This window comes from Paenibacillus sp. J31P13, assembly GCF_056269295.1.
In genome coordinates this window covers 196,634-219,112 of the sequence record NZ_JBWDNR010000007.1, presented here as the reverse complement: position 1 = coordinate 219,112, position 22,479 = coordinate 196,634, and the positions used below count along the sequence as shown (strand labels likewise).

Annotated in this window: 15 protein-coding genes; 12 read left to right on the top strand and 3 right to left on the bottom strand. The window is 43.2% G+C overall.

Annotated features, from left to right (window positions below):
* The first annotated feature begins 12 nt into the window (after positions 1-12).
* Positions 13-2,832: a sugar-binding domain-containing protein gene (locus AC0YOD_RS22025; RefSeq protein WP_475801489.1), complete on the top strand. Its 2,820-nt coding sequence runs from the start codon at positions 13-15 to the stop codon at positions 2,830-2,832.
* A 79-nt stretch (positions 2,833-2,911) separates the two neighbouring features.
* On the top strand, positions 2,912-3,811 hold the full coding sequence (locus AC0YOD_RS22020) for an aminoglycoside phosphotransferase family protein (protein WP_475801488.1): 900 nt from the start codon (positions 2,912-2,914) through the stop codon (positions 3,809-3,811).
* Positions 3,812-3,984: 173 nt separating this feature from the next.
* On the opposite strand, the gene AC0YOD_RS22015 is transcribed toward AC0YOD_RS22020, so the two are convergent.
* A complete protein-coding gene (locus AC0YOD_RS22015; RefSeq protein ID WP_475801487.1) occupies positions 3,985-4,554 on the bottom strand; it encodes a TetR/AcrR family transcriptional regulator in 570 nt (189 codons plus the stop codon).
* 174 nt (positions 4,555-4,728) lie between these two features.
* Here AC0YOD_RS22015 and AC0YOD_RS22010 point away from each other — a divergent pair, with 174 nt between their 5' ends.
* Positions 4,729-5,658 (top strand): DsbA family protein, encoded by a 930-nt coding sequence (locus AC0YOD_RS22010; RefSeq protein ID WP_475801486.1) that lies wholly within the window; start codon positions 4,729-4,731, stop codon positions 5,656-5,658.
* A gap of 12 nt (positions 5,659-5,670) precedes the next feature.
* Positions 5,671-5,976: a monooxygenase gene (locus AC0YOD_RS22005; RefSeq protein WP_475801485.1), complete on the top strand. Its 306-nt coding sequence runs from the start codon at positions 5,671-5,673 to the stop codon at positions 5,974-5,976.
* A gap of 85 nt (positions 5,977-6,061) precedes the next feature.
* Here AC0YOD_RS22005 and AC0YOD_RS22000 read toward each other — a convergent pair whose 3' ends face one another.
* Entirely contained in the window at positions 6,062-7,171 is a 1,110-nt protein-coding gene (locus AC0YOD_RS22000) for a DHHW family protein (RefSeq protein ID WP_475801484.1), read from the bottom strand.
* Between the two features lie 199 nt (positions 7,172-7,370).
* Entirely contained in the window at positions 7,371-8,777 is a 1,407-nt protein-coding gene (locus tag AC0YOD_RS21995; protein ID WP_475801483.1) for an MBOAT family O-acyltransferase, read from the bottom strand.
* Positions 8,778-9,159: 382 nt separating this feature from the next.
* On the opposite strand from AC0YOD_RS21995, the gene AC0YOD_RS21990 reads away from it, so the two are divergent.
* The 8 genes from AC0YOD_RS21990 (at position 9,160) to AC0YOD_RS21955 (ending at position 22,466) form a co-directional block, all read left to right on the top strand.
* Positions 9,160-10,611, top strand: a complete 1,452-nt coding sequence (locus AC0YOD_RS21990) for a sulfatase family protein (RefSeq protein WP_475801482.1) — start codon at positions 9,160-9,162, stop codon at positions 10,609-10,611.
* Positions 10,612-11,050: 439 nt separating this feature from the next.
* A complete protein-coding gene (locus tag AC0YOD_RS21985) occupies positions 11,051-12,811 on the top strand; it encodes a sensor histidine kinase (protein ID WP_475801481.1) in 1,761 nt (586 codons plus the stop codon).
* A gap of 1 nt (position 12,812) precedes the next feature.
* On the top strand, positions 12,813-14,333 hold the full coding sequence (locus tag AC0YOD_RS21980; protein ID WP_475801480.1) for a response regulator: 1,521 nt from the start codon (positions 12,813-12,815) through the stop codon (positions 14,331-14,333).
* A 194-nt stretch (positions 14,334-14,527) separates the two neighbouring features.
* Entirely contained in the window at positions 14,528-15,991 is a 1,464-nt protein-coding gene (locus AC0YOD_RS21975) for an ABC transporter substrate-binding protein (RefSeq protein ID WP_475801479.1), read from the top strand.
* 79 nt (positions 15,992-16,070) lie between these two features.
* The gene (locus AC0YOD_RS21970) at positions 16,071-17,009 is read left to right on the top strand and encodes an ABC transporter permease (RefSeq protein ID WP_475801478.1); all 939 of its coding nucleotides are present in this window, start codon (positions 16,071-16,073) and stop codon (positions 17,007-17,009) included.
* Between the two features lie 50 nt (positions 17,010-17,059).
* Positions 17,060-17,986 (top strand): carbohydrate ABC transporter permease, encoded by a 927-nt coding sequence (locus AC0YOD_RS21965; RefSeq protein WP_475801477.1) that lies wholly within the window; start codon positions 17,060-17,062, stop codon positions 17,984-17,986.
* 32 nt (positions 17,987-18,018) lie between these two features.
* Entirely contained in the window at positions 18,019-19,338 is a 1,320-nt protein-coding gene (locus AC0YOD_RS21960) for a glycoside hydrolase family 125 protein (RefSeq protein ID WP_475801476.1), read from the top strand.
* The gene (locus AC0YOD_RS21955) at positions 19,335-22,466 is read left to right on the top strand and encodes a beta-galactosidase (RefSeq protein WP_475801475.1); all 3,132 of its coding nucleotides are present in this window, start codon (positions 19,335-19,337) and stop codon (positions 22,464-22,466) included. The genes AC0YOD_RS21960 and AC0YOD_RS21955 overlap by 4 nt, the downstream gene beginning before the upstream one ends.
* The last annotated feature ends 13 nt before the right edge of the window (positions 22,467-22,479 follow it).

Here is a 22,479-nt window from a genome sequence, read left to right as displayed (position 1 = left end):
GCAGTTATAGATATGATACAAGAATCAATAGCGGGCATATGGAGATTTTGCTTGGACGAGTCGAAACAAGGCATCGATCAAACATATTATAACGAGCGGCTGCAGGATCAAATTCAGTTGCCCGGGACAACAGCGGAAAATAAAAAAGGTGAATATAACAGGGCTAGAGAAGTCGCCCATTTGACCGAAACTTATCCGCTTAATGGTTATGCATGGTACCAACGAGAGATTGAAATCAAGGAAGAATGGGCAAACAAGCATATCCAGTTATACTTGGAGCGGACGAGAGTGACACAGATTTGGATCGGCGATGAATGGAAAGGAATGCAGAACAGCGTTAGCGCACCTCATATCTATGATTTTGGGACAATGACTCCGGGCACATATACCTTAACCGTAATGGTCGATAACAGCGGCTTGCCGATAAAGGGCGGGCATATGACATCTCCCGATACGCAAACGAACTGGAACGGACTGCTCGGCAGAATAGAGATTCAAGCAGCGGATCTGATCCGTTTGGATAATGTTCAGGCATTTCCTGATGTTGCAAATAAGTCCGTTCGGCTGAGGTTTCATGTGATAAACGATACCAAAGACAATGCGGATGCCAATATATCAATGGTGATAGCAGACGTTATTGGGACTGACCAACGATTCGCGAATCTTACGATAGCAGCAAAAACAACCTTGATTCATTCCGTACCGGGCAGTCAGACGTTTGAGTTAAATTATGAGCTCGGCGAAGATATCGAGCTGTGGGATGAGTTCAAGCCTGTACTCTATCGCTTGGATATGAGTCTTGAGGCCATCGCAAGCGGGCAGTTGTACCGAGATGAACAAACCGTAAGCTTCGGCATGCGTGAATTCGATACGGAAGGAACACAGTTTACGAATAATGGTCGTAAAGTGTTTTTGCGGGGAAAACATGATGCGCTGGTATTTCCATTAACAGGTTATGCGCCAATGACGGTGGAGGAATGGATCAAGGTACTTGCAACAGCCAAGTCTTATGGCATTAATCATTATCGCTTTCATACCTGCTGCCCGCCAGAAGCGGGATTTATGGCAGCGGATCTGCTCGGTGTTTATTTCGAGCCCGAGTTGCCGTATTGGGGCGCGTTTCAAGACCCAGAGGATGAGGGATATGACGAGGCTAAGGCTGACTACTTGCGTAAGGAAGGATTGCGTATATTGGAGGCTTACGGGAATCATCCTTCATTTGCCCTGTTTACGCTCGGCAACGAATTGCATGGCAGTCGTAAGGCGATGTCTAATCTGCTCGTGGAGTATCGGGAACGAGATAACAGGCGCTTATACGCAGAAGGAGCCAATAACTATTTCTGGGCACCGTCCTTCTCGAATGATTCCGATTTCTGGGTCACGATGCGAACAGGACATGGCGGCTCGATGGTTCGAGCATCGTTCTCCCATGCGGATTTGCCGCTTGGACATGTGCAGGCGAGCTATCCATCGACTGTAACGGACTATAAGAACAACCTTCCGGACATTCAAGTGCCTACAATAAGCCATGAAATTGGGCAATATCAATCATTCCCGAATTTTGGAGAAATAGATAAGTATACCGGCGTTTTGGAAGCACGGAATTTTGACGTTTTTCGCGAAAGGCTTAAAGCTGCGGGAATGCTGGATCAAGCCGATTCTTTCTTTAGGGCATCTGGTCAACTGGCGGTTATATGCTACCGAGAAGAGATTGAAGCCGCTTTGCGTACGCCGGGCTTCGGTGGGTTTCAACTGCTCGATCTGCAGGATTTTCCCGGTCAAGGTACGGCACTGGTTGGTGTATTGGACGCGTTCATGGAATCCAAGGGCTTCATAGAGCCAGAGCGGTGGCGCGAGTTTTGCTCAGAAATCGTCTTGCTTGCCCGGTTTCCGCGATTTACGTATACCGTGGATGAGACGTTTGTCGCTCAGTTGGAAATTGCGAATTACGGGGCTGGTGCGCTTGAAGCTGTACAACTGGAGTGGTCGCTTAAGCAAGGCGATCGACTAATAGAGGCTGGGGTTACGGCGGCAAAGGATGTCGGCCAAGGTGCATTGGAATCCATAGGAACGCTGCAAATCGATCTGTCCGCTGCGCTTTCTCCTGCCAAGCTTGAGCTTGAGCTAAAATGGAAGGGCAGCACCGTCACGAATCATTATCCGATCTGGGTATACCCGTCGGCGCAGGTTGAACCGAAGCTTCAAGCTAACGTCCATTTGCGGAGAGTATTCGACCAAGAGGTAAGTGATTTACTCGAAGGCGGCGGACGCGTCTTGCTCATTCCTCATCAAGAACAGCTGTCATCCCATATCAAAGGGGCTTTTGCTTCGGATTTCTGGTGTTATCCGATGTTTAGGTCTATTTGTGAAGGAAACAACGCGTCTCCTGCACCGGGAACGCTCGGTATCTTATGTGATGAGAAGCATCCCGCCTTTAGGATGTTTCCGACTGAGTTCCACAGCAATTGGCAGTGGTGGCCGATTCTGATGCACTCCCATTCGCTTATCCTTGATGAATGGCCGGAAGCTTTCCGTCCGATTGTACAGGTCATCGACAACTTTGAGCGCAATCATAAGTTAGGCTTAATCGTTGAAGCTAAGGTAGGCAAGGGAAGCTTGCTCGTGTGTGCAAGTGATCTTATAGGACAGCAAGAGAAGCCTGAGGTGCGCCAGCTTCTTCATAGTCTGCTGCAATATGCAACATCATCTGAGTTCAACCCATCATTTGAATTAAGCTATGATCAGGTATGCAGCGTGTTAGATCCAAACGTGATGAGCGAACGTGAGACGCATCGCGGTCAAGCCGTTATTAATCCTTCCTATCCGAACTAGCTAGGGGCAAGTTCATACTATTTTTAAAAGATATTCTTGTTGAACGAACGGGTCTGTTCGTTCAAGGGAGGAAGAATTAATGAAAAATATAAACGTCGATTTAGTTGCACGATTAATAAATGAACAATTTCCTGAATGGTCGGATTTAGAGATCAAATCTGTGAAATATGGTGGAAATGATAATAGAACGTTTCATTTAGGCGAGCATAGAAGTGTAAGGCTGCCGAGCGCAGCATCCTATGTTCCTCAAGTGGAGAAAGAACAGAAATGGCTGCCGATATTAAGCAAAGGACTTTCATTGCCGATTTCAACACCGTTAGCTAAAGGAAATCCTAGTGAAGAATATCCATGGCCATGGTCTATCAACAAGTGGTTAGATGGAGAGACATTGTCTCATGAAAATATTAGTGATCTGAATCAATTTGCAGAAGAGTTGGGTACATTTCTAATTGAATTACAATCTATAGATGCTAGTGAGGGTCCTTTAGCCGGGAAGCATAACTTTTATAGAGGCGGCTCTATTGCTGTATATGATGAAGAATCTAGATCTGCAATTGAGAATAATAAAGATACTTTTAATGAACATCTATTGAAAGAAATGTGGCAACTGGCATTGGATTCTGAATGGGATTCAGTACCAGTTTGGGTGCATGGTGATGTAGCGCCAGGAAATATACTTGTTAAAGATGGTAAGCTTTGCGCAGTCATTGATTTCGGTATATTGGGCGTAGGAGATCCTGCTTGTGATGCAGCAATGGCGTGGACTTTTTTTGAAAAAAATAGTAGAAAGACATTCAAGAGTGTACTGAATATGGATGAAGAAACGTGGAATAGAGCAAGAGGCTGGGCGCTATGGAAAGCTTTAATAACATATGACGGTAATAGAAATTCTAACGAAGCAATTGCGGAAGAATCACTTCGTATTATCAATATAATCGTAGATGATTACGTATCAGAGAAAACACATGAATGTTTCTAATCTCAAGGATGCCCAAGGATAGACAGAGAACCTGAAATATCTAGTATAAATTGATGGAAAAAGGAGGACCTATTCTTGTAGGATTGAGCTACATTCAACAATTCGCAGAAAAAGGTCTTCTTTTTCTTGAGCAAGTTTTATTTAATGTTTTTAATCGTCACCAGATAGACTAGCTATTTTTTAGACTCAAAATCAATTCCGGACATTAAATAAGGTAATGCTGATTTGATATAGTCTTCAGGCGATATATTATTGCTATTTCTTCTCCATTCTGTTGATGCTCCGTAAATACCCCAGCTTAATATGACTGCAGTAATTTTTAGCGCATCATCCGCTTCTTTCCTATTTTGTTTTAAAAGCATTTTGTAAAACAAGATTTCGAGCTGCTCCCTAATGATACGGCCAATGGTATCTTCATAACCTCTATGACAACGATTGGATAGTGAGTTTTGGAAGTTGGTAATGGCTTTGAAAATACTAATAAACAAATCTTCATTTTCTTCGTGTTTCTCCAAGTCATTTCCATTCAAATTAATCAATAACACCTCGGATAATACCTTTTCCAATAAGTCATATATATCTTCAAAATGATAATAGAAGGTTGCACGATTAATCATTGCCTCTGTTGTAATATCTTTAACGGTAATATCTTTGAATTCTTTTTTACCTGAAAGTTCAATAAAAGAATCCATAATTAATTTACGAGTACGTAGAATTCGGGGATCCGTTTTTGATTGAGTCATATCATTGTCCTTCCTGCTTTTTCAACAATTTCTTCAATGTGTTGTATTAACGACATATCTTAATATCTAGTGGTATTAATGGTTATTATTATGAACTACTATACGATTGTAAAGCAAATTAGGAATGCGTACTTTTTTGTATGCACGTAGAAGCTGGGGAGGAAAAATAAATTAATGAACAATAATAATATGATTTGTGATTTAGGAACAGGGGTATGCGGTGAAGCTGGTGAGGAGGAAATGGAGGTTATTGATTTCAATCAACCTCAAAAAACCATTGAAGTTTATTATGTAACGGATCCAATTTGCTCTCATTGCTGGGCTCTTGAACCAGTCCTTCGTCGGTTTAAAGAGCAATATGGTCACTATTTTAACTTTCACGTCCTTATGGGAGGTTTGCTGGAAAAATGGGGTGACGGACCTGTTGATCCTGCAAACGGAATTGCCGGACCTCAAGATGTCGCGGGTCATTGGAGAGAAGTTGGAGAACACTCACGTATGCCTATTGATGGTTCACTTTGGTATGACAACCCCGTTCATTCATCCTATCCACCATCTCGTGTATTTAAAGTGATTCAAAAAAACCATAATGCTAGATTGGCATATGAATTTTTACGTCGTGCGAGAGAAGCCGTGTTTGCATTTAATCAAAACATTGCGGATCAATCTATTATGGTTGAAATCGTAAATAATCTTGGACTTCATGGAGAAGCGATTGTAAATGAAGCGCAACAACCAGTTGGGCAACAATTATTAAACGAAGATTTTGATCGTACAAGAAGTCTAGGTGTCAGAGGGTTTCCAACTATTATAATAATGAATGCGGAAAACAAAGGCGTGAAAATGGTTGGCAGTCGTCCATTAGAATACTATATTGATGGATTAAAGCAGGCTCTTAATGTGGAAGAATTACAACCCAAACCACAACCATCACTCTCTAGCCTGCTTGAAAAAGAAAAGCTTCTATTTTCGAAAGAAATGGAAGTGATGTACGATATTGAAAAAGCAGATATGAATACTTTTATTGAAAAGGAACTTGCGTCAAGCAGCTATCAATTAAAGGAATTGCTAGGGGAATCATACGTTACAACTACAAAAGAATAAGGGAGAATGACAATGGCATACGTATTACAAGTGGATTTTGAAATGAATGGACCTTTCGGGAATGAAATGGCGGAGGCGTTTTCTGATTTAGCGAAAAGTATTAATGAAGAAGACGGATTCATGTGGAAGATTTGGACGGAAAGTCCAGAGACAAGCGAAGCCGGAGGCATTTATCTTTTCAAAACAAAAGAAACAGCTGAAAACTACTTAGATATGCATACAAAGAGATTAGCAGGATTCGGAATCTCGGAAGTAAATGCAAAGATTTTTTCCATTAATACTAAGCTTACTGAGATTAATAAAGGTCCAGTCAAATAAATAAAAAAACCTGCAAGCCTTACTATTAAAGGCTTGCAGGTTTTTTTCTTAAAGCAGTATTTAGAATCATACAAATGGTACAGACCTATTGCTCGCTAATCTTTTCAAAATCATAGGTGCCGCTGAAAAGATTATCGTCATGGAAAGCGATGAGCAGCATATCATAATGCTCGCTCGTTAAAATCTTTTGCAAGCTGAATTCCGAATAATAACGACTATCGTAAACGGTTAGTTTGTTAAAATGCTGAGCTAAATACGGCGTGAGGGGATTCATGAAAGAGTCTTTAAGCAGCATAACATTTAAGTTATTATTTGCTTTTGGATTTTCATATGTGATTTTTCGTCTATCGCCGCCAAATAGGGTGCCATAAGCATAAGTGCTTCGACCCTTTTTATAACCATAAAAGTCTTTGAAGCTGGTAACTAATTCTGTTCCGTCTTTGTCAATAACCTCGAATTTCTTAAATGCAAAAGGTGTTTTAGGCTCGTAAATAGCCGTTCTATCTGCTGTTTTAGGATTTATCACATAATTAATTTGAGTATTATAGCTGCCTTCGAATTTACCGGTTGTTAATGTAGATACATTGATCTCACTTAAAGAAAGGGGCTTGTCCTCGAATATATTCGACTTATTGGAAATTTGAGTAATCATTTCCTGATAGGCTGCAAAAGCTCCTTTGATTGTCCAGTGGTGGTCAGTTTCAAAGTATAGCTCTTCGGACTGGGCTTTTGTAAAGGTATCGAATTTGTCTCCGACATCAACAACTTTCACATCATCGCTCAGCTTAGATAAGAAATAGTTTTTGGATCTTGTGTAAGCATCAGTTTGCAAATATTCCGGGTATAAATGCAATAATCCTTTGGTTCTCGACGGATTGAAGACAAAGTACGTTTCTGTTTTTTGAGCTTCGGCGAATTTCACCGCTTCGTTTAATTTTGCGGTCGATTCATCGATTCTGCTCTCATGAACAACCTTGTCCGTATTAGGCAATATCCACTTATGATTGATCAATACGAGTTTCGATACTATGCGTGAATCCTTTATTACTGTCCCGTCTTCGGGATTCAGTGGTTTCTTTGTGTTAAACATGTTTTCGAAAAGCAATGAATTATTCAGCTTAGAATTTTGCTGCTTTTGATAGATGGCAACCATTTCATTACGAAAAACAATTTGGTCATTTACATACTGATTCATGTCCTCGAAGAAAGTTCGTGATGTAACAGTTTTCGTGCTGATAGTAGGAAAATGGCTTAAAATTCTATTTTCGCTAGTGGAGATGTCTTTATCCGGTAATAGGATGCTAGCGATTCCGAAACCAAAAATAATAGCTAGAAAAGTGACTATATATAGGATTGAAGTTTGTTTATTCAATGATCTGCTCCTATTGATGAATTTAGAATCTAAAATACAAGAAAGGATTATAGGTGGAATTAATCAGATACAAGATAACTTCCCCGAAAAGGAAGAAATAGAACAGAAAAGCAAAAGCGCTCAGTACTATTGTAATCGGCTTGTTGAATTTCAACTTTTGCAGTCTTGGAAATACCGGCATTGCAACAATAATAGCAATGAATAAGTAGACCCAATTCAAAGATAACAAGGCAAGAGCTTGGGAATCGAATATGTCATTACCACGGGAGTAGAACATCGAAGTAATGAAATCAGTTGCAAATTCAAAATTGTCAGCACGGAAGAATACCCATCCAATCATGATAAGCACCAGCACAACAACATGGTTTAGAGGATAAATTTTAGAAAGTATCTTTTCAAGACCCGCTTTTTCTAAAGCGATAAGAGTCCCGTAATAGATGCCCCAAGCTATGAAAGTCCAACTGGCTCCGTGCCAGAATCCGGTTAGAGCCCACACAATGAATAAGTTTCGATATATTTTCCAACGTGCAACTCTGCTGCCCCCAAGCGGGATATAAACATAATCCCTGAACCAATTGCCTAGCGAGATATGCCAGCGTCTCCAGAACTCAGAAATGCTCTTTGAAATATACGGATAATTAAAGTTTTCTGCGAACTCGAAGCCAAACATTTTACCTAAACCGATCGCCATATCGCTGTAGCCGGAGAAATCAAAATAGATTTGCAGGGTGTAAGCGATAATGCCAATCCAAGCGCTTCCGGTTGAAAGGTCCATAGTAGAAGTAGCGAATACCGTGTCTGCTACGGCCCCGAGAGGGTTGGCTAACAGTATTTTCTTGGACAAGCCTAAGATAAACCGTTTGATTCCCTCAGCGAATTGTATAGATCTAAATATGCGTTTGCTGAGTTGTTCGGCGATAGCATTGTATCGAATGATAGGTCCCGCAACAAGCTGCGGGAAAAATGTAATGTAAAGCGCCAAGCTGAAAAGGTTTCTTTGCGCTTGTTCTCTTTTTCGATATACATCAATTAAATAACTGAGAGCATGGAAGGTATAAAAAGAGATACCTATTGGCAGCGGAACGGACTTCAAATGAAAATTTGTTTGGAATGCCGTATTCATTACATCAACAAAGAAGTTAGCATATTTAAAGAAGCCCAGAATTCCGATATTAACAATGATTGCAAACGTTAAAATCGAGACTCTCTTTTTCTCATTATTTTCCGTTGTATCAATCCATATCCCATAACCATAATTAATAAGAATAGATAATAACATTAGAACGACGTATCTGGGTTCCCCCCAGGCATAGAAGACTAAACTGAAAATCAATAGAATCGTATTTTTAAACTTGAACGGAACAGAAAAATAGAGTGTAAGAACAAGCGGTAGAAAGAAAAATAAAAAGATGACTGAACTAAAAACCAAACGAACTTCCTCCTTATGTTGGATATTATGCGAGCATGCTAGAATCATATAAAGAAGAAGTCCCAAACAGTTGCATCGCTATAGACATAAGTTTGATTATACCTTATAAAATCGGAAATTCTATGCCAATTCTTTTAAACATAGCCATTTTTGGGACGAGCTCCTCAGTTGAAGCGTGCTTTTAATCTCTTCTTTTTTTGTCTAATTTAAGGTAAATTGGTATAGATAATCCTTTTGGGAATGGGCAGAACATCAACTCTATTTCTCTCAAGACAATAGAGGATCAAGATGTATTGCAGCCGCAAAGTATCTTTACAGTCTAATGATAGATTTACATAAAAATGAAGAATGAAAAAGAATGATTATACAGGAGGGATAAACAATGAAGAAAAAGCATATTTGGCTGATTACAACCGATCAAATGCGAGCTGATGCGCTCGGTTTCGAGAATAAAGTTGTCCAAACGCCTGTACTGGATGAACTTGCTGCTGAGGGAACTGTAGTGACTAGTGCTTATTGTGCGAGTCCTGTCTGTACGCCATCCCGGGCATCGATTTTCACAGGGCGGCATCCGCATGTGCATGGAGCTTGGAATATAGGCGTCTCGCTCGATGAGAGCGAGGTAACATTATGCGATTATCTGAAGAAGGATAACTATCGTACGGTTGGAGTTGGCAAGATGCATTTCCGCCCGCAATGCAAGACCGATTTCTCGTATGAGCTGGAGGAAGTAGCGATTCGGGATCGCGGCAGGGAGAGGGACGGCACATATTATGGCTTTGACGAGCATCACATATGCGAGGATAACTCCATTGGTGAATATATGGAGTGGCTTCGTGATCGTGATCAGCTTGTTGCTGAGCGATTCGAGCGAGACCGCTTCCGTTCGGAGGATGCGGAGCATGATGTTTGGGAAAGTGATATGCCAGCCGATTGTCATCAGACTTATTGGGCGGCTGAGAAGAGTATCGATGCCATACTCGCCCAAGATCCGGATCAGCCGCTGTTCCTCTGGACGAGCTTTACAGATCCGCATCATCCCTTTAATCCGCCAAAGGCTTATACAGAGCTTTATTCGGATGAGGACATTGAGATTCCGCACAACGAAGACGAGAAATGGAAGCTTCGACCCGATCATTTGCTTCGTCAAGGCTCGAAAGGCTATTGGCCCGGAGGCGGGGAGCCTCATCAGTACAGCGAAGCGCATATGCGCAGGCTGATCCGCAATTACTATGCGATGATTACGTTTATTGATGAGCAAGTTGGGCGTATTAAGGATGCTTGGAAGCAGAAGGGAATCTATGACGATGTCGTAGTCATATTTACAAGCGATCACGGGGAACTGCTTGGCGATCATGGATTGATGTACAAAGGACCATGGTTTTATGAAGGCTTAACACGTATTCCCATGATCATTCGCGGTTCAGGAATTGAGCAAGGGAAACGGACGGATGCTCTAATGGAGCATGTTGATATTGTTCCGACGCTACTGGATGCAATAGGTTGGGAACCGGTATACGGCGTACAAGGGATATCTCAACTTCCTGTGCTAATGGGACAGAAATCTCATGTTCGGACGTCTGCCGTCACCTCTTATGATGCCCGCGATCGCGGTATTAACGTGAAGTGTTTACGGACAGAACAATATAAGCTCGTCGTGTTTGCTGGTGAAGCTTATGGAGAGCTCTTTGATCTGAACGTAGATCCAAGAGAAAGCAATAACCTGTTCTTTGATCCGGCTTTTAGTGTGTTGAAGCAGCGATTGATGGAAATGCTGGTTCAACGGATGATGCAAGATCAAGATCCTCTGCCTGAGCGGAAATCGAACTGGTAAAATAGTTAGAGCTTATAATTAAATATGAAGCGTTGAAGATAGTTCCGATGATAACACGATCATCGGGACTTTTTTGTTTTCTGAAGTGGTTCTCGGAATCCGATGAATTATGCTTCCTAGCCTTAATGGGGGTGGGTCTATTTTTAATCGATAAGCACAATCATGACGATAAACGAAATAAATAACATTAACTTATAAAGATTTAGCGTGACGGAGAAATAACTGGGGAAACATGATAGGTATAACATGAGCCTCCATTTTGTGAACAAGGGTGGATCATGGTATAGTGTTATGCTGGAAACCGCAACGCGACAGCGGTCTTATGTCCGTAAATAACACCATACATCATGACCTTTGATCCTTGCGATCATGCATGGGAAAGGAGCTTACATTGAAGGCAAAAAGCTTGTACAACCACTATGTCAAAAATAATCTTTTTATGAAAATGATCCTGTTGTTCACGCTCATCACTACTGTGACTATCGTGGCCTTTTCCTATTTTATGTTCAATGTGATGTCGGAGTCGATTATTCGCAATGAGCTTGAAAACCAGAAGAAAGCGATGGATAGTGTAAATAGCTATATGACCCGTAAATACGAATCGGTACAATCAATCATTAGAGATGTTTACCGCAATGATGCCTTAACGCTTCAGCTCTCCTACTTTCTGCAAAATCCCTTCGAGGATTATATAAAATATCAATTGGATCAGAATGCCAATGTGACGGGTGTCGATATGCCGAAGGGGCTTGATTATTTTGATAATAAGCTGGAAAACGATGCGGATATCGAAAATTTGATGTTGTACAGCTCGGAGAGGCAGTTTTTATACGTTTATAAGCAAGGTCATGTAACCAAACTAATACCGACTAGTGCTACACATTCATTTATACCTGACGCTATGGCGGTAGAAAATAATAAAGTATCGGTGCCAAACGCATGGGTACGTAATGCTATTGATCAGCAGGAGCCTAAGCTCTTCGCGATGAGAGTACCGATAACGGATAAGAATACATTAAAAAATTTGGGGCAAATGCTCGTTTATTTCAATTCGGAACATATTAAGAATGCTTTAGAGAGCTATACAGAGCAATTAAAGGGCTATATTCTCGTATTGGGCCAAAAGGGCGAGGTGCTGTTTGACTCATCCGACCGTTATTATGGAGCCAGGTATCCCTACGCGGATAATATTAATTCCCTCTATGATACGGCGATGCTTGAGCAGGAATCATATGTAACGACACTGACTCAGACAGAAGCGGGTTATCTGGTAGTTGGCGTTGCCCCGAAGGCTGAGGTCGCTGCTGCCTATGCAGGGCTGAAGCGTACCATTACATTGATTAGCGTGATTTGTATTGTATTGGTCCTGCTTATGTTGATTCTGGTTGTTTCTAATTATGCAAAACGAACCAATAAAATAATCCGAGTTATGCGTAAAGTCAAAAGCGGCGACTTATCCGTACGTATCAAGGATGAAAAAGAGGATGAGCTTGGGCAAATTTCTAGAAGCTTTAACGACATGCTGGGCGAGCTAACGAGGTACATCGACAGTGAATATAAAGCGGAGATTAAGCAAAAGCATACAGAGCTCGCTGCTTTGCAGGCAAGGGTAAACCCTCACTTTCTATATAATACATTGGAAGTGATTCGCATGAGGGCCATATCGCAGGGGGCGAAGGATGTAGGGCAAATGATTTACAGCTTGTCGGTGCTGTTCAAAAGCTTCATGCAAACAAAGGATGAGAATACGCTTAAGGACGAGCTTGAGACATCTAGTCTTTATTTGGAGCTGTTTCGCATTCGTTACAAGGACAAGCTTTCTTACGAGATCGTATGCGATGAGCATTTGAAAAGCAAAAAGATCATGCGAATGGCATTGCAGCCGATTATAGAAAATTACGTTGTGCACGGTCTGGAGCCTCGCAAATCAGATAATCATATCCGTGTGAGCGTAGTGGAGATAGAAGGACGAGTCCGCATTCAAGCAGAGGATAACGGTACAGGTATAGAAGCAGAGCGGCTGGAACTTATCCGTAAGTCATTAGACGCTCAGGAACAAATCGGTGATTCCTTTGGCCTGCGCAGTGTGCATGAGAGATTGAAGCTGCTTTATGGAACGGATTATGGCCTTGAAATTAATAGCACGCCAGGTATTGGAACGGTTGTGACGATCGAGTTTCCAGCTCAGGAGGGGGCATAGCATGTATAGAGTATTTATAGTGGATGATGAGCCTTTCATCATCGAGGGTCTGTACGATATTATCGATTGGTCTGCATTTGGGCTAGAAATTGTCGGTTCAGCAGAAAATGGGATGGATGCGCTTGTCGAGATCAAAGAGTCTGCACCGGAAATATTGTTAACGGATATCTCTATGCCTATCATGGATGGTTTAACCTTGATTCGCGAGGCGCGGAAGCTGCAGCCGGATTTGAAGGTCATTATATTGAGCGGATACAATGAGTTTGACTACATTAAGACTGGACTAAAGCTTGGCGTGGAAAATTATTTGCTTAAGCCGATTAATATCGACGAGCTGCAGGAGACACTGGCAAATACAATCGACAAGCTGAATATGACGAGACCGAACCGATTATTTAGTGATTATGATATTCGGATTCTAAGGGATAATATATTGTATCGCTGGTTAACCGGACGAATTGCGCCAAATGAGTTGAACGAGCGGATGGACATGCTGGACATTCGAATGGATGCCCCCTATCTCATTACCGCTATACTTCGGACGGAAAGCCAATTAGACTCATCCTATGAGGCGGTGCAGCGGCTTGCGGTTCAAGATCCATCGATGCTGCCCTTTGTAGATATTGATGGTGATTTAGTTATCGTTTTTATGCTTGAGGATAAAGTTCAGGGCAAAGAAAAGGTGATTAATGTGCTTGAAAGTATGCAGAAACGACTGGTTCCCAGCCGTATTCGAATTTCGATTGGCAGTGTGGAGGCGATTGGAGAGGACGCGCCTCGCAGCTATGCTCATGCGAAGAAAGCGCAGGAATACTTTTTGTTGCTTGATGAACCGGCGATATTAGACTATGCCTTGCTCACGGAGAAGAACGACATAGGGAATATAGAGGCTCAGCCGCTTAACTGGTCGACATACTCAAAGCTGATTAAGGCAAAGGATCTGGAAGCACTTCATGCGGCGATCGATGCTGAATTTGGAGCTTATCAGACACTCGAGGGAGTTACACCGGCTTATATTCAAAACATGGCGATTGAGATGATGATTCGGTTCAAAATGGAGCTCAAAGAGATCAAGCAAGCAGATCAGCCGGAACTTTACAAAGCGGGCTTCGTGCAGATCATGCAGGTTGATACGATTGAAGGCTTAGCTGCAGTCGTTAAAGAAGCAGCGACGTTAACGGTTGAATCGCTTATGTCCGATGTGAAGAGCCCGATTATTCAGCTCCTGCTTGGCTATATTCATGAAAACTATGCTCAGCCATTGTCATTAAAATTGCTCAGTCAGCAATATAACATCCATCCCGTGTACCTTGGTCATTTGTTTCAGAAGGAAACGAATGAAACGTTTACAGAGTATATCAATAAATATCGAATTGAGAAGGCGAAGGTCATGCTGAAGGAAACGCAATTAAAGGTACAGGAAATTGCCACGCAGGTTGGTTACTGGGAGAGCGGTTATTTCTACAAGCAATTTAAGAAATATGTTGGTATTTCTCCTACTGATTACAAGGGACTACTCTAATGCAAGATAGAGCAGTCCTTTTTTCTTTAATTTGTACACCATACCTTTAATTTGTCGCCTATATGAAAACCGTTACATCCGTTATTTTTATATTAGCCCTTTCAACACAACAGAAATAAGGGCCAAGCAATAAAGTAAGCGCATGCTTATGCAGTCGGATAGTGCTTCGAAACAACATCTAGGGAGGACTTATAATGAGAAAGAAAAGAAAATTTATGCCAGCGCTAACGCTGCTGCTGGTCATGTCAATCGTTCTTAGTGCCTGTGGAGGCGGTAAAAACGAAGGCGAAGGAACAGCTGAGAAACCAGTAGAGCTAATCTGGTACACAATCGGTACACCTCAAAAAGATGTAGATAAAGTAATGAAGGAAGTAAGTAAATATACAGCTGAGAAAATCGGCGTTACGATCAAAATGAACATGATTGACTGGGGCGATTATTCACAGAAGCTGCAAGTTATGACAGCATCCGGTGAAGCAGTAGACATTATGTTCACGTCCTCATGGGCGTTTGACTACGTACAAAGTGCAAGAAAAGGCGCGTTCATGCAAATCGATGATCTGCTGAAAGAGCATGGTCAAGGCATTATCGACACGCTTGACCCGGCATTCCTTGAAGGCTCCAAAATTGATGGCCATAACTACGGTATCCCGGCTAACAAAGAGCTGCCTGCTCAAGAGGTATGGCGCTTCAACAAGCAGTATGTAGATAAGTACAAGCTCGACATTTCGAAGGCTACTACGCTAGAAAGCCTTGAGCCAATGTTGAAAATGATCAAAGAGAACGAACCAGGCGTATATCCTTTCGCTGTTGATAAGAATCAAATGCCTAACGTTCCTTATGACTACATCATCGAGAAGCTGCCAATGGCTGTTTCGCTTGATACGAAGGACTACAAAATCGTTAATGTTCTAGATACTCCAGAAATGAAACAAGTATTGAATACGATGCACAAATACTATAAAGCGGGCTACATTCCTACAGAAGCAGCTACGATGGATTCCATGACAGATGTTCAAACAACTGGAAAATGGTTCTCCGATCGTGCGACAACTCAGCCTTTTGCTGATAATCTATGGTCTGCAAGCTACGGCTACCCAGTCGTATCGACTCCTGCAAGTGAAGCGCTTATTTTCAACTGGTCAGTTATGGGTTCAATGCAAGCTATTTCAGCTAACTCGAAGTATCCAGAGAAAGCAATGGAATTCCTTAACCTGCTTAACACAGATCCTGTGCTTCGCAACATGATCGATTCGGGTATTGAGGGTGTTCACTTCAAAAAATCAGATGACAACATTATGGAAAATCTTCCTGAAGCAAAAAATTATGACATGCCAACTTTCTCGCTTGGTAACGTTATGCTCACGTATTTGAACAACACAGATCCTACTAACAAGTGGGAAGAGTTCAAGAAGTTTAATGATGCGGGTAAAGAAGCACCTCTTCTTGGCTTCAACTTCGATCCTTCGAAGGTAACAACAGAAATTGCGTCTGTACAAAACGTAAAAGAAGAGTTTTGGGCGCCGCTAATGACAGGAACAGTTGATCCTGAGGTTTACCTGAAACGTGCGAATGAGAAGTTTAAAGCAGCTGGTCTTGATAAAATCATGGCCGAAGCACAACGCCAGCTTGACGAGTGGAGAGCGGCTAACAAGTAATATATGAGAGGTATGAGGGGAGTGCATTGCATTCCATTCATACCTTCTCTCATTAATCTGACTACAGAGAGGTGATCATGTGGGAGCCTTAGGGCGGTTTTTCAAAGATATTAACAAAAATAAAGCGATGCTGATCATGGTTCTGCCAGCTACACTTTGGTTCATCTTCTTCTCCTATTTGCCGATGGCTGGTATGGTTATTGCGTTTAAGGAATACCGTTACAGCCGTGATGGGTTTCTTGCCAGCATTATCGAGAGCAAATGGGTAGGACTACAGAACTTTAAATTTTTGTTTAGCACAAATGACGCTTATATCATAACGCGCAATACAGTTCTCTATAATATTTTCTTTATCGTGCTTGGTCTGGTCATTGCTGTTGCAATGGCGATTATGCTCGCTGAAATTACGAACAAAAAACTAGCTAAAGTTTATCAAACAGGTATGTTCTTGCCCTATTTCCTATCTTGGGTTATCGTTGGCTATTTTGTATTCAGCTTCTTAAGCTTGGATAAAGGTGTTGTTAACCAAATGTTTGGCTGGTTCGGGATTGATCCGGTGAACTGGTATTCCGATCCAACCTATTGGCCGATTATTATCGTCGTCGTGTTCCTATGGAAGTCGGTAGGCTACAACAGTGTCATCTATTTGGCAGCCATCATGGGTATCGATAAATCGCTTTATGAAGCGGCAATGATCGATGGCGCAAACAAATGGCAGCAAATCCGCAACATCACGATTCCGATGCTGACACCGCTTATTACGATATTGACACTGCTTGCTATAGGTAAAATCTTTTATGCGGATTTCGGGCTATTCTATCAAGTGCCTCGAGACTCAGGTACGCTGTACAGCGTAACGAACGTTATCGACACTTATGTTTATCGCGGCCTCAAATCAACAGGTGAAATCGGTATGAGTACAGCAGCTGGCTTGTATCAATCAATCATTGGATTCGTTCTTGTTATTACATCAAACGGAATTGTTCGTAAATTCAATAAAGACAATGCATTGTTCTAGACAAATGAGAAATTTGCTGGAGCAAGCATTGCGAAGGGAGGAAAATCGCTGTGTCCGTTGGAAAAGTTGAAAAAACGAAATCTCGCGATTTTCATAGCTTAACGCCTATTTGGAATATCGGTTTCCATACCGTGGCTGGTATATTTGCTTTTATATGTGTATTTCCATTCCTATTCGTTACGATTATTTCCTTTACGGATGAATCAACACTAGCCAAAAACGGCTATTCGTTATTTCCTGAAAAATGGAGCACAGAAGCTTACAGTTATCTATTCAAAGCGGGGGATCAGTTGCTCCGGTCCTATGGTGTCACGATTGCCGTAACGGTTATTGGGACGGTCATAGGTGTTGTGTTTACAGCACTTTTTGCTTATGCAATCTCGCGTAAAAGCTTTAAATATCGTGGATTCTTTTCCTTTTTCGCTTTCTTTACAATGCTATTTAACGGTGGTCTCGTACCGACATATATCGTAGTTACTCAGCTTCTTGGACTTAAAGATTCCATTTGGGCACTCATACTGCCGCTTGCAGTTAACGCGTTTTACATTATGATCCTACGTACGTTCTTCTCGACAATGGTGCCGGATGCGATTATCGAGTCTGGGAAAATCGACGGAGCAGGAGAGTTTGGTACGTTCTTCAAGCTTGTGCTGCCTTTGTCGCTGCCGGGTCTTGCAACGATTGCTTTGTTCAGCACGCTGGGCTATTGGAATGATTGGTTTAATGCCCTTCTCTATATCAATACGCCGGATTTAGTGCCGCTTCAATCGATGTTGATGCGGATTGAGAATAGTATGCAATTCATTATGCAAAACTCACAAAATGCTTCACTGAGCATGGGTGTACTGCAATCCATGCCGCAGGATACGTCACGTATGGCAATGGTCGTTCTAGCAACTGGTCCGATTGTCTTCGCTTATCCGTTCTTCCAAAGATATTTCATACAAGGCCTAACGGTTGGTGCCGTTAAGGAATAATGACGACATATTGCTAAAGGAGCATTTATAATATGGAACAATTTCGATTGCCAAAAATCCCGTTGCCGGAGCTAACGCTGCCGGCAGCGGTTCAAGATGTGCTGAAGGAAGCGGAGCAGAAGCTGGCGCATCGCCCAAAACTGCTTCAATTGTTCAAAAACTGCTTCCCTAACACGCTAGAAACAACAACGAAGCTAATGGATGACGGCACAACCTTTGTCATTACAGGTGATATCCCTGCACTTTGGCTTCGCGATTCAGTGGAGCAGGTCATTCATTATGTACCATTCGCTAAGGACGATAAGGATTTGCAGCGTATTATTGGCGGTCTTATCAAACGCCACATCTCTTATATTGGCATTGATCCTTATGCGAATGCATTCAATGAGTCGGCTAATGACTGGCACTGGAATACGACGGATGAGACAGAAATGTCCCCATGGGTATGGGAGCGCAAGTTCGAGCTGGACTCCATCTGCTTCTCGATGCGCCTTGCTCATGCTTATTGGAAAGAAACTGAGCTGACTGATATTTTTGACTCAGGCTTCAAAGCGGCTATGCGCACTATCGTAGATCTGTGGAAGACAGAGCAGCACCACTTCGAAAAATCACCTTATCGTTTTACTCGGGACAACGGAATTCCGACGGATTCTCTTCGCAATAATGGCTTAGGCATGCCTGTTAACTATACAGGAATGATCTGGTCAGGCTTCCGTTCAAGCGACGATGCTTGCGATTTCCATTACAATGTACCAGCGAATATGTTTGCCGTCGTTGCGCTGCGTCAAATGAGAGAGATTGCAGAGTGGGTATTCCGTGATATGGACTTCGTTAAAGAACTGAAAAAGCTTGAGGATGACGTCGATCACGGTATTCAGCTGTACGGTATTTATCAGCATCCAGAATTCGGACCTATTTATGCCTATGAGACAGATGGCTTCGGCAACTATTGCCTGATGGATGATGCGGGTACGCCAGGCTTGATGTCGATTCCTTACCTTGGTTATACAACTTCGGAAGATCCGATTTATCAAAATACAAGAAAATTTGCCTTAAGCAAGCATAATCCGTTCTACTATGAAGGAACAGCAGCGAAGGGGATCGGTAGTCCGCATACGCCTCCAGGCTACATTTGGCATATGGGATTGTCGATGCAAGGACTAACGGCTACCAGCAAGGATGAAAAGCTGGCTCTAATTGACATGCTGGAAGCAACGGATGGGGATACAGGCTATATGCATGAAGGCTTCCATTCCGATGATCCATCCATTTTCACACGTAAATGGTTCGCATGGTCAAACAGCCTGTTTTCACAGCTTGTTTACAAGGCAATGAAGGATGAATTGCTATGAGCATAAGCTCCATTATTTTTTATGATCCATCGTTTCCGTCAGATACACGCCTTAGCTCAGAGGTGGAAGGACAGCTCCTTTTACAGGGAAATGTTGTTCGTGCCAATGAGCTGAGCAAGGCGCTTCGCGAAGCGGAGGGCGGTACTTTTGTGAATATGCATGCGCCTTATTTTCCTAAGGAAGCGTGGAGCGATATACTAGCATTTTTAAAACGCGGCGGAGGCTTTGTCAGTATTGGCGGAGCACCGTTCAAACGTCCGGTATCCAAAAATGAAGCAGGAGCATGGGAAGCGGAAGGTCAGCAAACCGCTTATCATCGTGAGCTTCATATCCATGAAATATTGCCAGTAAGCGCAGCACCGATCAAGACGCTGTCAGCTCACGGGGATATTCCTCTGCTTCAAGGCAAGGAACTCATGTTTGAGGTTTCAGGCACTTGGAACTTAGTGCCTCATGTAACCAAAACCAGTGATTTGCCTCATCAGATGGGTTCAGCAGGACCAATGGATGCAAAGTTATACCCGCTCTTAAAGGGTGTCTCATCTGAAGGAAGAGAAGTTGCTGCTCCAGTTCTGCTTTGGGAGAACATGAACGGCAAGTTTGGGGGTGCGCGCTGGTTATTCGTTAATCAACCGCTAACCGAACAATTCTGGTCGAATGGCGGTGCTGAAGAAGTAAGCCGCTGGGCAGATTACTGCGCGGCAGGGGTTACGGATCTTTGGCTGAAACCAAACTATGCTTCTTTCGAGCCGGGAGAGCGTGCGATGTTGACGCTGCATGTAGAGCAGCTTAGTCGCTTTGCAGAGCAAACGAATCCAGCTATTAGCTGGAGCTTCTCTATCGTGGTTCAGCATGACAGTCAGCCGGAACAGCGCTGGACAAGCAGCCTGAACGTAGAAGCGGCTAGCAAGCAGCAAATTATTCGGATACCTGTAGCACTTACACTTATGAGCGGTTATTACAAGGTAGACTGCAGGGCAGAGTCAACCAGCGGTGAAGTACGTATACTTCAACAAGGCTTCTGGGGCTTTGATAAGGCATTGCTTGCGGAAGGCAATCCTGTAAGGAGCGAACGTGATTATTTTGTGAAGGACGGCAGACCGATGCCTGTTGTCGGCATGACGTACATGACTTCGGACGTCGCTCGCAAATTTTTGTTTCTTCCGAATGCTTCAGTATGGGATCGGGATATGGCTCAGATGCGTAAGGCAGGCATTAACTGGATCAGAACCGGCATATGGACGGCTTACCGGAATATCATGCAGGTCGACGGGCATGCTTCCGAGGAAGTGCTCCGCTCGATCGATGCGTTTCTGCTGACAGCGAAGCGTCATGATTTGCAAATTACCTTTACGTTCTTCTCCTTCACGCCAGAAACGTGGGAAGGTGAGAATCCTTATCTCGATCCGAGAAGTGTTGAGGCTCAGAAACGTTTCATTCGTGCGATCGTCTCGCGCCATAAGCAATCTAAGCATGTGGACTGGGATTTAATCAATGAACCGTCCATGTTTGATCCGCCTCGTATTTTCTCAGATGGTCCAAGATCAGCACGTGATTCCTTCGAGACGGCTGCTTATGCGGCTTGGCTGAAGGAGCGTCATGGGTCAGTGGAGCAGCTGCAAAAGCTGTGGAATATGACACCTGAGCAGCTGCCAAGCTTTGAAGCGGCATTGCCGCCGGAGCCAGAGGAAATTAACTTTGACGTTCAGGACATGCACCAAGGCAAGAAGGGTACACGTTGGCTTGATTATGCACTGTTCTCGATGGATATGCATAACCGCTGGGCGAAGGAGCTCTACGATACGATCAAAGATGAATGCCCGGACCATATGGTTACGGTTGGACAGGATGAAGCGCTCGGCGCGCAAAGACCTTCTCCGTTCTTCTATGGCGAAGCTGTTGATTATACAACGGTGCATTCTTGGTGGCTGAACGATCACCTCGTATGGGATAGCATTTTCGCTAAGACAGCGGATAAGCCTAACCTCGTACAGGAAACCGGCATCATGTATGTTGAGACGCCGGAAGGTCGTGCCAAGCGTTCGGAAGAAGAGCTCAGAAGCATACTGGAGCGCAAATATGCCTATGCGTTTGCAACAGGCGGAGCTGGTGCTGTTCAATGGATTTGGAATACCAATTTCTATATGGACAATGCCAATGAATCGCATATCGGTGCACTTCGAGCAGACGGTACGGAGAAGCCAGAGGCGGATGTATCTTATGATTTCGGAAGCTTTATGGAAGAGATCAGAGATTTGTTTACTGGTCGGGAACTAGAGGATACTGCAGTTGTGTTCCCTTACTCCAATGATTTCTCTAACCGGAAGCTGGCATTTGATGCAACGACCAAAGCAACTCGCGTACTCGCTTACGAACTGAACAAACCGTTCCGCGGCATATCGGAATATCATTTGAATGAGCTGGAAGCAAATCCTGCCAAGCTTGTCATTCTTCCAAGCGCCCATAATGTAGATGATGCAGCATTCGATAGACTTCTTGGTTATATCGAACGCTCGGGAGCTACACTTCTGATCACGGGACCAACAAGCCTAGATGCATATTGGCGGCCAGTTGATCGTCATTCGGATCTGCTTGGCGCAAGAGAGCTAGTCAATGTGCGCCGCGAGGAGATGCTTCGCATCGGCGATCGCATGCTGCCTGTTTCATACGGCAACCGCCGTATTGCGCAAGTATGGAAGGAAGCTCGGTTAGGTGCTGCGGAAGATGACAACGGACTTATCGAGATTTCTCATGGCAAAGGGCGTATCCTTTGGTGCCCGCTGCCGGTTGAGCTGAATGATCGCATCGAGCCGATTTCGGCGATTTATCAATATGCACTCGCAGCAGCTGGCTGCAGTGAGGAACTGAAATGGATTCAAGGTGGACATTTACCAGGTGTTTATGGCCGTAAGTTGACCTTCCAAGACGGAGCGCTGCTTACATTCGTATCCGAGTTCAGTTTGGATGTCCAAATTGAGGTGCAGGACCCTGCAACAGGCATTTCGTACGCATTCATGCTGGAGAAAGAACGTTCCGTATTATTTGCGGTAGATAACAACGGCAAGCTGCTGTCCGTTTATCGGCCAGATCAGGTTGACGTAACGGTATTGCCAGCTAACAATCACTAACAAGAAGAGGTGT

Excerpts from the sequence above, each read along its gene's own strand:
- AC0YOD_RS22015 (WP_475801487.1), bottom strand. The coding sequence starts at position 4,554 with ATGACTCAATCAAAAACGGATCCCCGAATTCTACGTACTCGTAAATTA.
- AC0YOD_RS22005 (WP_475801485.1), top strand. The coding sequence starts at position 5,671 with ATGGCATACGTATTACAAGTGGATTTTGAAATGAATGGACCTTTCGGG.
- AC0YOD_RS21955 (WP_475801475.1), top strand. The coding sequence starts at position 19,335 with ATGAGCATAAGCTCCATTATTTTTTATGATCCATCGTTTCCGTCAGAT.
- AC0YOD_RS21985 (WP_475801481.1), top strand. The coding sequence starts at position 11,051 with ATGAAAATGATCCTGTTGTTCACGCTCATCACTACTGTGACTATCGTG.
- AC0YOD_RS21980 (WP_475801480.1), top strand. The coding sequence starts at position 12,813 with ATGTATAGAGTATTTATAGTGGATGATGAGCCTTTCATCATCGAGGGT.
- AC0YOD_RS22010 (WP_475801486.1), top strand. The coding sequence starts at position 4,729 with ATGAACAATAATAATATGATTTGTGATTTAGGAACAGGGGTATGCGGT.
- AC0YOD_RS22000 (WP_475801484.1), bottom strand. The coding sequence starts at position 7,171 with ATGAATCAGTATGTAAATGACCAAATTGTTTTTCGTAATGAAATGGTT.
- AC0YOD_RS22020 (WP_475801488.1), top strand. The coding sequence starts at position 2,912 with ATGAAAAATATAAACGTCGATTTAGTTGCACGATTAATAAATGAACAA.
- AC0YOD_RS22025 (WP_475801489.1), top strand. The coding sequence starts at position 13 with ATGATACAAGAATCAATAGCGGGCATATGGAGATTTTGCTTGGACGAG.
- AC0YOD_RS21960 (WP_475801476.1), top strand. The coding sequence starts at position 18,019 with ATGGAACAATTTCGATTGCCAAAAATCCCGTTGCCGGAGCTAACGCTG.
- AC0YOD_RS21990 (WP_475801482.1), top strand. The coding sequence starts at position 9,160 with ATGAAGAAAAAGCATATTTGGCTGATTACAACCGATCAAATGCGAGCT.
- AC0YOD_RS21975 (WP_475801479.1), top strand. The coding sequence starts at position 14,528 with ATGAGAAAGAAAAGAAAATTTATGCCAGCGCTAACGCTGCTGCTGGTC.